The sequence below is a fragment of the Thermostilla marina genome (genome assembly GCF_054657455.1).
In genome coordinates this window covers 3,361,994-3,374,631 of record NZ_BAAHYR010000001.1, presented here as the reverse complement: position 1 = coordinate 3,374,631, position 12,638 = coordinate 3,361,994, and the positions used below count along the sequence as shown (strand labels likewise).

The window sequence follows — 12,638 nt, the reverse complement described above, 5'->3', positions numbered from 1 at the left end:
GACGAAGAAAATACCGTTTCGCGTCAGCGGTGGGTGGGTACCGCACGGCCTGCCCGCCGCGTCTTTTGTTCTTGACACGGCATTCGACCGCTGGACGCCGTCGAGTGCCGCGAACGCGTTCTACGCCGGGCGAGCGGTATCCGCCTCGTTCAATCTTTCAATACCGGTTCGAGGACCTGAATCCGCCGCATTCCTTCATCGGTTACGACGTCGACTTCCGCGGGATCGGGGACGTCGCGGTTGGTGAAGCGGATTGCCAATCGTCCCCCTTCGGCCAGGGCATCGTCGTCGGTCTTGCCGATCGCCAATACGTACGGTCCCATGAAATTGCCGGGCAAGATCAACGCGCAATCGGAACGACGACGGCGACGGAATAGGATCTCTAGACGTTTGTTTTCTTTGGCGTCACGTCCGACCACGTATTTGACGGAAGGATCCTTGCGCAGGTGCCTTCCGATCATCAACACTTCACCGTCCCAAAGTGTCGCATGGCGATCATGCGCAAATAGATCATGAATGCGCGGGGCGAAGGATGCTTCGGTCAGAACGCAGCCCGGCGAGGCGTCGGGGATGCGTTTGAGGCCGAGTTCCTTTGCCAATTGGATTTGTGCCTTCCGGCTTCGCCCGCTGAAGTCGTACAACTTGTTCCGATCGATGATGCCTTCCTGTTCGGGAATCGTCGGCGGGAGTCGTTTTGCCGACAGCGGACGCAGCAAGCGGCCTTCGAGACCCGCTTGAGCGGCAACCAACCCCATATCCCGAAACTTCTGGCTCATCGGACGTTGACCGACAACCTCTCCCGTCGCCACGACGCACGCGTCGTACTGGTCCATCAGCTTTTTGGCCAAACTTAGGTAATAGGAGCGGCAGTCGAGGCAGGGGTTGGCGCCTTTTCCGTAACCGTGTTTCGGATTTCGGAGGACCTCCATGTATTCGTCGCCGACGTAATGAGCGATCAAAGGTACGCCCAAATCGGCCGCCGCCCGCATTGCTCCCTTGGAGCTGCCGTTGAAGGGCATACGAAAATTGAAGCCGATTACATCGAGTCCCTGGAGCTGAAGAATGCGGGCTGCGAGCATGCTATCCAATCCGCCCGACATGAGAACGATTGCACGTGCCATCGTGTTCCTCGCTTTTCTTGCGAATCGAAACGACCTTCCGGCGATCGGCGTAGATCCGACCAATTTCACGTTTCGTTTTTGTCCGTTCCCGGAGGTGTTTCGTTGTTTTCCGTTGGAATCGGCGATTTGCCGTCGAGTTGTTCGTGCGCACCTTCCCTCATCGCCGGATCGACCGTTTCTCCCCGTTCCTGCATGAGGATGCTCCAAGCGTTGCAAGCCGCCTGTTGTTCGGCCTCTTTCTTGTTCTTGCCCCAGGCTGCCGGAAAGCGGCGATTGCCGATTTGCGCGGCGATTTGGAAGTTCTTGTTGTGATCGGGGCCCTTCTCGTCGAGCACCAGATATGCCGGTGTGGTCCCGTATTCCCGCTGCACAAGTTGTTGCAGCAACGATTTGAAATTCTTGCCGATTGCATTCGACGCAGCAGCATCGATTTCGTCGGCCATTGCTCGCATGATGAACTCTCTGGCGGGTTCGATGCCCGCGTCGAGATAAATGGCCGCAATGATCGCCTCGAGTACGGCGGCCAACAATGAGGAAGGCAGCGACGTTCGACCGCTCATACCCTTGCCGACGATCAAGCATTCTTCCAGCCCGAGCCGTCGGCTGACGCGCGCGCAGGTATTGCGACTGACAACGATGGATTTGAGGCGTGTCAGCTCGCCTTCGAGCTCCACCGGGAAACGCCGATAGAGTTCGTCGCACACGGTAAACCCGAGAACGGCATCGCCGAGGAACTCGAGTCGTTCATTGGAGGCCAATCGAGAGTCGGCTCCTGACGCGTGCGTCAAGGCAGATAGGAGCAATTCACGGTTCGTGAAACGGTATCCGATCCTCGCTTGGCATTGTTCCAGCTTTTCATCAACGATTTCGGCTCGCGCATCCGTTTGGTCCATCGGCTGCTCCCGCTCGTTCCACGGGAACGGGCCGGGCAAACCGACGCGGTCGTCGATCTGCCCGGTGCGTTCCAGCGTTCATTCGATACGATTCAGTCCCGTCGTTCGGTACAATCGACAATCGCAGCAAATCTCTCTTAAGTATATCGCGAAAGCCAACATGGCCAAACCTTGGTGCTCCCTCCATGGGAAGGACGGTTGCGGCCCGCGAGGGTGTTTACGCCTCGGTTTCCTCCGGTGGTGTACAATTGTTGGACGGCTGGTGGGTTTCGGCGAATTTGTCCAACCAAAGGCGACCGGGCTGATCGAGTTACGCCCACATCTTTTTTGAGAAGACAAGGAGAAAAGGCATGGCTCGTCACTGGACGGAACCTTCGTTGCCCCTCCGGAACGACCGACGAGGTGGTGTCGCGGCTTGCGCGCTTTCTTGGGGATTGATCGCAGTGGTCGGCGTGGCGATGGTCTTGCTGCACGAAAGTCCGCTGTGTGGCGGTGAGCCGACGACAACGAATCAACAGGCGGTTGCTCAGGCGAAGAGCCTCTCGGTAGCGTTTCGTAATGCCGCGAGAGCGGTGATTCCGACCGTCGTCCAGGTGCGAACCAGCCAACAACGTAAAGCTAAGGATCCTCTCTCGGATTTGTTCGGCGGGCCTCGGATCCCGAATGATGGAAACCGGGAAATGGGGCTCGGTTCCGGAGTGATTGTCGATCCGGAGGGTGTCGTGCTCACGAATCACCACGTCGTCGAAGATGCGGACACGGTCACGATCCAGCTGCCCGATGGTCGTGTGTACCCCGCCGACGATGTGCGATCGGATCCCGACAGCGATCTGGCCGTCGTACGATTTCATCCTGAGACTCCCTTGGAAAACGCCGCCGAATTGGGCGATTCGGATGCATTGGATATCGGCGATTGGGTCATCGCCGTCGGCAGTCCGTTCGAGCTGGAAGGCACCGTAAGTGCCGGCATCATCAGCGCACGGGATCGCACGTTACCCTCGGTCGGAAGAGCCCGATTCCTGCAAACCGACGCAGCGATCAACCCGGGAAACTCGGGCGGACCACTCGTCGACTTGGACGGGAAAGTCGTTGGAATCAACACGGCGATCTTTTCCCGCAACGGTGGGTACCAAGGAATCGGATTCGCCATCCCCATCAATCGTGCGAAGTGGGTGATGCAGCAGCTTCTCGAACATGGAAAGGTTCGACGAGCTTACATCGGCGTATCGATCGACAAGCTGACACCGCCGGATGCCGAATTGCTGGGTGTGCCTTTGGGACAGGGCGTGATCGTCAATCGCGTATTTCGCGAGAGTCCGGCCGACAAGGCCGGAGTTCTGGTCGACGATGTGATTCTTTCGTTTGATGGGGTGCCGGTGGCGGCTCCCGGCGACTTGCAAGAGGTCGTTGAACGCGCCGATCTCTCCAAACCGCACGAACTAGTCATCGTTCGTGACGGCAAACGATCGACGTTGTCGATCTCGGTGGAAATCATGCCCGAGACGACGGAGCTTACTCGTCGGTTGGAAGATGAAGATTCCTCGGAAACTCCCGACAAGCCGCGCAAACGCCACTACGACAAAGAGCTTGGTTTGATGATTTGCGATTACGACCGTGCTTTAGGGCGAACGCTGGGTGTCGATGCGCTCGGGGGTGTTGTTGTGATCGGCGCCGAAAGCGGCAAGCCGGCCCATCGCTCGGGGCTGCGATCGGGTATGGTCATCTTGCGGGCTGAGGGAACCCGTGTGGCCGATGTCGACGCCTTTCTGGCGATTTTGGAAACCGCCGATCTGACGCGGGGGATCGTTCTCGAAGTGGCTGATCGAAGCGGGCGTCAAGTCATTCGACTCAAATCCGCGGAATAATTGAGAGCTGGTCCGTCGCCTGCTCGGCGCGTCTTGACTCTGAACAGAGCCCTGCGAACAATGCCGTTGCCCTGCCGCGGCGTTTTCTATGGAAAATGAGCGGAAAACGTGATTCGGCAACAGGGGCATATCAAGCGAAATATGATTTTTTCTGTAGTCATTCGCGGAAAGGTGCCTCGGATGACACATATGGAATCCGGTAGGCCGTAGGCTCGACGTGAGGCTGTAGTCGGTCGACCGGGCTTTTGTCGCGTTTTGGTGTCGAAAGGAGTTTGCTCCCGTATGCCGGCGTTTCCCCGTCTTGCCCTGGGGGTGCATGGTTGCGACACCCGCGGCATGGAGCTTGTCGGTGCTTTTCTGATCTCGCTGCGGCGAGCCGGTCTTCAACCGCAGTGTTTTCTTACGCGGGCGGAGTTTCGCGGATTCAGAGAACTGGCGGCGTTTTCCGGAACGAGGCCGCGGCATCTGGATCGTTGGCTGATGTCGGCCGAGCAGGCTGTTCAAGCGATCATTCGGGGTATGCAGGGAGCCGATGTGGCGGTCGTCGTGTCATCGCCGCCCGGCCCTGGAAACCATTGGGATTGTAAATCGCAGGTCGATCCTGCATTGCTTGCGTTGGCGAGAGAATTGGGGCTGCCCTTGGTCGTGGCGCTCGCGATCAGCGATCTTTGCACGCTGCCGACACAACCGTTTCCTGCCGAAACAGCGGGCTTGCTTGCAGCAGCCGACATTTCCGATGTACCGGTTGAGTTGGTGACGGAACTCGAAGCGAGGTTCGGCGTCCCGGTTCTCGGAGTTCTGGCTGCTCAGGGGCGTGCCGCCCGAACGGCGTCCGCCAAGCGAACGCCGCGCTGGGCCTATTGGAATGCGCATCAGATGTGGCGGACATGTTTGGGATGTTCGCCGATCGAACAGCGCGGCACGTGCGATTCGTTACGAACGATCGGCCGGAAGCGAACGATTGCGATTGCTTGCGACGAGGCCTTTTTTTGTTACTATCCGCAGACCCTGGACTCGTTGGTTCGTCAGGGGGCCCGTATCGTTGATTTCTCACCGCTGCGGAGTGAGTCGTTGCCGCCTGGAACCGACGTCGTTTACTTTGGTTGCGGCGTCATCGAAGATTACCTGCCGCGACTCGCGATGAATCATTGTCTTATCGCTTCCCTCCGTCGCCACGTTCGTGCCGGGAAGCCCATCTACGCAGAAGGCGCGGGAGCAGCCTGGCTCTGTCAAGACGTTCAGTTGCAAAACGGACGACGAATAAGCGGGGCGAGCATTTTGCCCGCAACCGCGCACCGTGCGATGAAACCGGAGCCGCCTGCGCCGATCACTTTGACCATCGAACGCCCTACTTGGTTGGGCAGACGCGGCGAAGTGATCCGAGGTTATCGCAACCCCAAGTGGTGGTTTGAACCGATCGATTTGGGCACATCATTGATCCGCGAAAACGGATTTCAGTATGAATGGATCGGCGCAGGAAATATCGTGGGGAGCACGATTCACTGCGATTTTTCGCTCCATCCGCACTTTCTGACCCGTTTCTTCGGGAGTTCGGCCGGTCAGGCCGTCGAGGCAAAACGGCGATAGCGCAAGCCGTCGGAAATTAGATAGTGCAGTCGAACCATAAAAAGAGGGAACGACGCACATGTCGCGCCGTCCCCTCATTCGCTTTCGCTGTGCTGAGGCTCGGCACCAACCTAGGCCGAGAGTTGCTCGCAGACGAACTCCAGGCCGAGGGATTTCAGAGTGTCGGGTTTGGGAACACCGGTGGTCGTATCCCAGCCCATTTCCTCCAAGTATTCCCGCACCTGCGTATCGACGTCGACGGTCACGCCTTTGAGCGGGCCGTCTTCGAGCGGCGGCTGACCGATGATTCGTTTCGGCAGTTGGAAATCGACATTGCGGACCCCTTCGCGAATGTTGAAGGCCATTCGCAAGCTGGCGATTCTCCACCCGGTTCGGTCGACATCTTCCAGCGTGAATTGTTTGCCTGTCGTATACGTCAAGCAATCACAGATGGCATCGGCGCTCAGGCAGCTCCAGCCGAACATGCACAAGCCGGCACACGCCGAAGTGTGATAATGGTTGCTGACCAGCCGATATATTTTTCCTTTACCCTTGGGATCGTAGCGATCGACTTTCTTGTCGTACAACCCCGGCGGGGCGAACTGTCCTTCGACCGACCAGGCGCTCATTTGGGTGTGGCGTGCAGGGGTGGCATCCATTTTGTAGCTGGCGGCCAGGCCGGGATTCAGGCGGGGATCGTGCATCGGCACTTCTTCGCCGGCGATATGAATTGCGTATTCTTCTGAGCCTCGCCCGATGCGTTCGGCACCCACCTTGGCCCCGTCTTGAAGGACCTTGCCGAAGCCGACGCCGTCGGCAATTTGTTGCGTTAATTCGACAATCGCTTCGTGATTCCCCCACGTCAGTTGCAGACCGCCCGTATCGTCGGCCGTCAAGATTCCCCGTTCGAAACATTCGATTGCGAACGCGATCGTGCAACCGGTGCTGATGGTATCCAGCCCGGCGCGGTTGCAGATTTCGTTTGCCTTGTTGATCGACTCGACGTTGTCGTTGAGCGTCATCGTGCCGAAGGTACCGAGGGTCTCGTACTCCGGCTTGTGGTTTTTCGCGGCATACTTTCCTTCGGGGACTTCGGTTTCGCCGCCGCAGCCGATCGGGCAACGCCAACACGCGTATTTCCGCCGTTGAATTGCAATGACTGCGTCGTCACTGATTTTTTTCGCCGTGGGGAAATCTTTGGGGGTTCCAGCCCAATTTTTGATAGGTGCATCGCCGGTAGCGACGGCGCCCGCTGTGATACCGGCCGTGCCGTATTCACTGAGCACGTCGAACATCCCGACGGTCTTCATGACCTCACGATGTTTTTTGATGGCTTCGGCCATCCCGTCGGGATCGGCCATCGTGACCTCTTGGTTGCCGACGGCGACGACCGCCTTCAGTCGCTTCGAGCCCATGACGGCTCCGAGACCGCTGCGACCGGCCGCTCGCCCCTTGTCATTGATGATGCAGGCCAACAGGGCTTGGCGTTCACCCGGCGGTCCGATGCAGGCAATCCCGGCCTCTTTGCCGTACTTTTCTTTGCACAAGTCTTCCGTTTCGTTTGTGTCTTTACCCCACCACTCGTCGGCCGGAAGCAATTTCCCTTCGCCGTTTTCGATGAGCAGGTAGACCGGCTTCGGACTGATGCCGTAGAAGATCACCCCGTCGACGCCTGCGGCTTTGAGCTTGGGGCCGAACGTTCCGCCCGAGTTGGCGTCGCCCCAGGTTCCGGTCTTAGGGCTTTTACCGACGACGAAATATCGGTTGCCGGTGATCGCGCGGGTACCGGTCAGCAGGCCCGTGAAAAACCCAAGGTGTGCTTCGGGCCCCAGTGGATCGACTTTGGGCTTTTGCATGCGGAACAAATAGTAGGCGCCCAAGCCGTATCCCCCAAGGTAATTGAGGTATACCTCGTCCGGCGGCGTTTCCGAGCGAATTTCGCCGTTGGTGAGATCGACGATCAGTATTTTGCCCATCGTGCCCGGTACCGACATGGCGATCCTCCGTTTCTTGGCATGGTACTTCGCGTTGGCGGCGTTTCCGTCGTCGCAACGATGCCGCACTCCGCAACTTCGGCGCCGATTGTCCTCATGTATAAGGGACTCGCTTTGCCGTCGTCAAGCATTTCGACGGTGTTTCGCATTTGCGGGAAAATATCGGCCGACTCGTGATTCGCGTTTGTGTCGCGAGCGAGCCCGGATCCAAGCTCAGGCCGAAACACCGGCAGCTTTCGGCGGGCCGATGACTACTCGCATGTGCCGGTCCGGCGGATACTCCTCCAGCACGCGGTGCACGTCGTCCAAGGTGATGGACCGAACGATCTCCAGGTCGCTTTCGACCGAGTGATAGCGTCCGGTGAGCATCCATTCGAGTCCGACGCCGAACAATCGGTTTTGAGGCCGCTCGCTGCCCAAGACGATTCTCGCAGCGATCTTGTTCTTCGCCTTTTCGAGTTCGTCTTCACCGAAGCCGTCGCTGCGAAGGCTTGCCAACAACGCATCGCAGCGTTCGAGGTTTTCGTCGAGTCGCTCGGAATCGCAATTCAGGTACAAAGCGAAGACGCCTGTGTCTTCGTTCTCGTGGTATCCCATCGAGGCCGATTCGGCCCGGCCCGTGTCGACGAATTCCCAAAACAAGCGACTTCCCGCCGCATCGCCCACCATGTTCGCAGCGATGTGTGCCGCGTATCGCAGCTCGGAACTACTCGGCGGAGCCTTGCTCCATTGGACCACGTATTGCTGCGTGGCGGCCGGCTTTACAAGGCGTTCTTCGCCGCAAGCCGTGTCCGGATCTTCCAGCACACGCGTAGTTTCGACCGGTTCCCAGTCACCGCAACGTTTTTCCGTTTCAGTAACCAGAAGGTCGAAATCGACGCGTCCGCACGCGACGATCTTGATATTGCCCGGCGAATAGCGACGGTGGAAGTATTCCCGCATGGCGTCGACGGTCAGCGCCCGAATACTTTCAGTCGATCCGAGGACGCTTCGTGCCAAAGGATGTGAGCCGTAGAAGCGGGCACGGCATTCGTCGTCGGCCCGAAACGGGGGCTGGTCGTCGTACATATGGATTTCTTCGAGGATGACCTCCTTTTCCGTATTGAAGTCCTCTTCACGCAACGACGGACGCAGTATGTCGGCCCACAAATCGAGAACGGCGGTTTGGAATTCCGGCAATATGGCGGCGTAATAGACCGTGAATTCTTCGCTGGTGAACGCGTTGTAATACGCGCCGAGTTCGTCGAACTCGCGGTTGACGTCGTCGGCGGTTCGGCGCGGCGTTCCTTTGAATACCATGTGTTCGAGGAAGTGGCTGACGCCTGAAGTAGCGTCGTTTTCGTCGCGGGAACCGGCGCGGACGAAAAAACCGATTGCCAACGAGTGCGCGCGGGGATTGCATTCGGCGACGATTTGCAGGCCGTTTTCTAAAGTGTGCTCAATGAACTCCACCGGACACCTCCAACGGTTCGGGGCCAACGGTCACGATCGTGAAATCTCTTGGTGGATTACGCCGCAGGTAGTCGTTGATCGCTTCGTGCGACAAACCGTCGATCAGTGCAGCCAGCTCGTCCAACGTCCGGGTATGGCCCAGGTGATAGTAATCGTGAACCAAATTGCCCGCCCGCGAACTGCTCGATTCTTGCCGCATGACAAGCCCGCTTTTGACGCGGGCTTTCAAACGTTGTAACTCTTCGGGCAGAATGCCTTCGCCCAATCGTTTCAATTCGGCCAGCAGCACGTCGAGCGTTTGTTGCGCGCGATCCGCGGTCGTGCCGGCGTAGCAAAATACGCCCGCCGCATGCTTCAACGACCGGTAGGAAGCGCCCACGCTGTAGCAAAGACCTCGTTTTTCGCGAATCTCGGTGAATAAGCGGGCGCTCATGCCGCCGCTTAAGGCTCCCACGGCGCCGCGGGCGAGGAAGTAATCAGGGTGGCTGTACGGTACGGAAGGATACGCGACGGCAATATGTGTTTGCTGCGAATCGTATGGAATGTGCAGAATCCCACCTTCGGCCGGAGAGTCTTCGGGGATAGCAGCGCCGCGCGGTTCCCAGTCCCCGAGTAAACGTTCGATGTGGCCGCATACGTCGTCCCAGTCGAACTTGCCGGCAATTCCGATCAGGCAGCCGTTGGGACGGTAATTGCGGCGGTATTGCGTAATGAGGTCATCCAGGGTTGCCTTTTCGACAACTTCGCGTTCGCCGAGTGCCGGGCGCCCCCAGGGAAACGGAAAGAAGCGACGGCGGAGCGCTCGCATCACCTTGTCGCCCGGTTCATCCTCCACAGCTTGGATTTCCTGTAAGATGCCCGCACGGGCCGGTTCCAACTCGGCGGGATCGAACCGCGGACGCCGAAGCACGTCGGCAAAGATTTCCAGCGCCTGTGGAAGGCGATCGGCAACGCAGGCTCCGGTGAAGTACGTATGTGCCGCGGCTACCGTGTCGTCCCATTCGACCCCCAAGTTTTCCAGGGCCGTGATAAATCTGCGATTGTCGTACTTGCCGGCGCCGCGGAGTACCATTTCGGAAACCATGTGGCTGAGGCCGTTTCCGTCCACCGGATCCATCGCGGCGCCGCAGGGGACGGCAATCGCAAACGCTGCCGACGACAGCCACGGCATGTCCACCCCCAACACGATCAGGCCGTTGTCGAATTCTCTGCGGAAAGTCTGATCCGGCACGGATGCTGTCCTCTCGCTGCCTGGTCCACGAAATCACCGATTTGGGAAGGACGAACGAACCCTCAGCTTAGCACACCGGCAAAAAATTGTCGGCAGGGGGTAACCGGAGAAAAGGCATGCCCACGGCGACGCCTCGGCGCAAGCGTCGGCTTTCCGAGACTATTGCGGGCAGCGAGCTTCGACGACCCGATAGACCGTCTTGGTGGTCTTGAACCCCAAACGGCGGTAGAGCCGGATGGCACCCTCGTTTTCGGCGGTGACTTCAAGGTAGACACGACGCGCTCCGGCATCCTGAAAGCCCCGTAACGATTGAAGCAACAGGGCGCGGCCCAGGCCTCGGCACCGTTCTTCCGGCAACACGCCGACGTTCTGAATGCCGCCCAACTCGGGATCATTCAAGATTCCCTGAATCGTAGCGCAGTATTTGATCGCTGCCGGTCCATGTCGGGGGATTTCAACATCTTCTTCGCGGGCGATCAGCCAGGTCGCCTGCGGTAAGAAGCCGGATCGCGACGCGATTTCTCGCATCAGTCGCAAACAGCGATCGTATTCGAGAAAACACGCGAAGACGTTGGCGTCGATTTCATTCCGAAAACTGAGGTGTTTGACCCAAGCATGTTGTTCAATTAAGTCGGGGTGCCACGGTATGAAGCGATATCCCCGCGGTAGCCGAGGGCGCGGAAGACGCACCTGTGCCACGGCGATTTCCATTCGATATCGCTTGAAGTACACCCAGTGCATTGAACTCTGTCCAAGGCTCAGAACGTCGATCGCCGTATACCGAAGTCGTGATGGGGCGTCGCTTGCGCAGTTTAACGTAACTCTAGCCCACTAAAGGAATTCGGTCAACAAACCGACCTTGGGAAGGCAGATGACACCTTAGCCGGCACGGGTGGCGGCCTATTTGCGTTTCTTGATTAGATTGCGCAGTTGCCGCAAATTGACGCGATCCGCCATATCGCCGTCCAGTTCACCTTTGGGAGTTTCAAGACACATGGGAACCCCGCGAAATCGGCGGTCGTTTACGACGGAGGCAAACGGTTCCAGTCCCATTTGGCCCTGCCCGATGTGCGCATGGCGGTCGACTCGCGATCCGGCCGGTGTACGGCTGTCGTTTAGATGAAAAGCACGAATCCGTTCGAGGCCGAGGACCTTGTCGAATTCACGCATCGTCGCCAGATACCGGCGATGTGGTGCCAAGGGGTATCCGGCGGCGAACACGTGGCACGTGTCGAAACAGACGCCTAACCGCTCGGGAAATGCCGTTTCCTGGATAATTTCAGCGAGGTGTTCGAATCGGTGGCCGATCGAGGTGCCTTGGCCGGCAGTCGTTTCCAGCAGCAACAACGTAGCGACAGCCCGCGTCTTCCTAAAAATGTGGTCGATGGCCTTGACGATGCGCGCAATCCCTTTTTCTTCCGTGCTCGTTGTAAACGCACCGGGATGCGCGACCAGCCCGGGAATGCCCAGGCGATCGGCACGCTGCAATTCGACGATCATGGCGTCGATGGAACGCCGCCAAAGTGTGTCGTCGGGACTCGCCAAATTGATCAGGTACGAGTCATGGGCGATCGGGGGCGATAACTTCGCTTCTTCCAAGGCTCGTTGAAAACGGGACACCTGCTCCCGCGTCAGAGGCGGCGCATTCCACTGATTGTTGTTCTTCGTAAACACCTGGAAACAATCGCAGCCGGCTTCGACGGCCCTGTCGACGGCCTTGTCGAAACCTCCGGCGATGGACATGTGGGCGCCGAGACGCGGCCCTCGTTGTTGGGGCATCGGTGGAGGACTCCATCAATGTGGCAAGGTGTGTCCGATCAAGTGAGGCCGCGTGTTGTAACTCAACCGCGGTCGCTTCGAGCCAAGATCTGTAAGAACAGTTGACGGGCAAGCGGCTCGACACGATTGTAGATGCCCGGGCAAATGCTTTCACGTGGACCCGCAACATTTAAAACCAGAACATTCAAGCGAGCGATTGCTTCCGCCGCCGCGTCGATTTCGGAGGCGGAGACCTCGAAAGCGTCAAGAATGAACGTCCGATCGGGGCCTTTGGTTCGTTTCGCGTGATCGATGGTCAATTGTGTGCCGCTTCCGAACGACGGTCCCAAGAATACGACGGTCGCGTCGCTGTCTTCGATGTTCTTGCGCGTGCGAACAGCGTGTTCGGTTTCGTCGGTTTCGACAAGCTGATAACGTTTCGGGATCGTCTCGCCGAGTTCGGCTGTTCGACCTTTGGGACACCAACCCCCGTGAGGAATTCCCAGAGCAATCGCCGCGTCGAGGGCGGCTCGATCGACGCCGGTTTGGCCTCCCGACACCACGCCGAGTCGTCCACCGGCGTTGATGATCGTTTCGCGTAGCTCTTTCGGCGTCGGCATGGTTGCTCCAACGTGATTGAAAAGCGTACAGGAGGATGCTGCGTCCGTTCTTCAAATTTGCGCAGAAGGACGGCCTCGCGGAGATAACCGCAAGGCCGTTTAGTCGTTGCTTTGCGCAGCGTATAGACAGGAGCGTTG

The 12,638-nt window shown here is 58.4% G+C and carries 10 protein-coding genes; 2 read left to right on the top strand and 8 right to left on the bottom strand.

The features are described 5' to 3' along the window. Positions 1-149 precede the first annotated feature (149 nt). Both ACYQ2I_RS12355 and rnc read right to left on the bottom strand, forming a co-directional pair. Positions 150-1,121 (bottom strand): hypothetical protein, encoded by a 972-nt coding sequence (locus tag ACYQ2I_RS12355; RefSeq protein ID WP_460167326.1) that lies wholly within the window; start codon positions 1,119-1,121, stop codon positions 150-152. Between the two features lie 65 nt (positions 1,122-1,186). Then, the gene (gene rnc / locus ACYQ2I_RS12350; RefSeq protein WP_460167325.1) at positions 1,187-2,014 is read right to left on the bottom strand and encodes a ribonuclease III; all 828 of its coding nucleotides are present in this window, start codon (positions 2,012-2,014) and stop codon (positions 1,187-1,189) included. A 350-nt stretch (positions 2,015-2,364) separates the two neighbouring features. Here rnc and ACYQ2I_RS12345 point away from each other — a divergent pair, with 350 nt between their 5' ends. Together ACYQ2I_RS12345 and ACYQ2I_RS12340 are read left to right on the top strand one after the other, a co-directional pair. Further along, complete coding sequence (locus ACYQ2I_RS12345; protein WP_460167324.1) at positions 2,365-3,879, top strand: trypsin-like peptidase domain-containing protein; 1,515 nt, start codon at positions 2,365-2,367, stop codon at positions 3,877-3,879. A gap of 282 nt (positions 3,880-4,161) precedes the next feature. Beyond that, positions 4,162-5,466, top strand: coding sequence for a hypothetical protein (locus tag ACYQ2I_RS12340; RefSeq protein WP_460167323.1), 1,305 nt, complete (start codon positions 4,162-4,164; stop codon positions 5,464-5,466). 110 nt (positions 5,467-5,576) lie between these two features. On the opposite strand, the gene ACYQ2I_RS12335 is transcribed toward ACYQ2I_RS12340, so the two are convergent. The 6 genes from ACYQ2I_RS12335 to ACYQ2I_RS12310 form a co-directional block, all read right to left on the bottom strand. After that, positions 5,577-7,439 carry an aldehyde ferredoxin oxidoreductase family protein gene (locus ACYQ2I_RS12335; RefSeq protein ID WP_460167322.1) on the bottom strand — a complete coding sequence of 621 codons (1,863 nt, stop codon included), beginning with the start codon at positions 7,437-7,439 and terminating at the stop codon, positions 5,577-5,579. A gap of 213 nt (positions 7,440-7,652) precedes the next feature. Continuing rightward, on the bottom strand, positions 7,653-8,891 hold the full coding sequence (locus ACYQ2I_RS12330) for a M16 family metallopeptidase (RefSeq protein ID WP_460167321.1): 1,239 nt from the start codon (positions 8,889-8,891) through the stop codon (positions 7,653-7,655). Then, entirely contained in the window at positions 8,878-10,122 is a 1,245-nt protein-coding gene (locus ACYQ2I_RS12325) for a M16 family metallopeptidase (RefSeq protein WP_460167320.1), read from the bottom strand. The genes ACYQ2I_RS12330 and ACYQ2I_RS12325 overlap by 14 nt, the downstream gene beginning before the upstream one ends. A 159-nt stretch (positions 10,123-10,281) precedes the next feature. Further along, positions 10,282-10,863, bottom strand: coding sequence for a GNAT family N-acetyltransferase (locus ACYQ2I_RS12320; RefSeq protein ID WP_460167319.1), 582 nt, complete (start codon positions 10,861-10,863; stop codon positions 10,282-10,284). A gap of 159 nt (positions 10,864-11,022) precedes the next feature. Continuing rightward, a complete protein-coding gene (locus ACYQ2I_RS12315) occupies positions 11,023-11,901 on the bottom strand; it encodes a deoxyribonuclease IV (RefSeq protein ID WP_460167318.1) in 879 nt (292 codons plus the stop codon). 62 nt (positions 11,902-11,963) lie between these two features. Continuing rightward, positions 11,964-12,500, bottom strand: a complete 537-nt coding sequence (locus ACYQ2I_RS12310; protein ID WP_460167317.1) for a putative molybdenum carrier protein — start codon at positions 12,498-12,500, stop codon at positions 11,964-11,966. Positions 12,501-12,638 lie beyond the last annotated feature (138 nt).

Bases quoted from the DNA above. Each gene is read 5' to 3' on its own strand.
- ACYQ2I_RS12340 (WP_460167323.1), top strand. From the start codon at position 4,162: ATGCCGGCGTTTCCCCGTCTTGCCCTGGGGGTGCATGGTTGCGACACC.
- ACYQ2I_RS12320 (WP_460167319.1), bottom strand. From the start codon at position 10,863: ATGCACTGGGTGTACTTCAAGCGATATCGAATGGAAATCGCCGTGGCA.
- ACYQ2I_RS12315 (WP_460167318.1), bottom strand. From the start codon at position 11,901: ATGCCCCAACAACGAGGGCCGCGTCTCGGCGCCCACATGTCCATCGCC.
- rnc (WP_460167325.1), bottom strand. From the start codon at position 2,014: ATGGACCAAACGGATGCGCGAGCCGAAATCGTTGATGAAAAGCTGGAA.
- ACYQ2I_RS12355 (WP_460167326.1), bottom strand. From the start codon at position 1,121: ATGGCACGTGCAATCGTTCTCATGTCGGGCGGATTGGATAGCATGCTC.
- ACYQ2I_RS12310 (WP_460167317.1), bottom strand. From the start codon at position 12,500: ATGCCGACGCCGAAAGAGCTACGCGAAACGATCATCAACGCCGGTGGA.
- ACYQ2I_RS12345 (WP_460167324.1), top strand. From the start codon at position 2,365: ATGGCTCGTCACTGGACGGAACCTTCGTTGCCCCTCCGGAACGACCGA.
- ACYQ2I_RS12335 (WP_460167322.1), bottom strand. From the start codon at position 7,439: ATGTCGGTACCGGGCACGATGGGCAAAATACTGATCGTCGATCTCACC.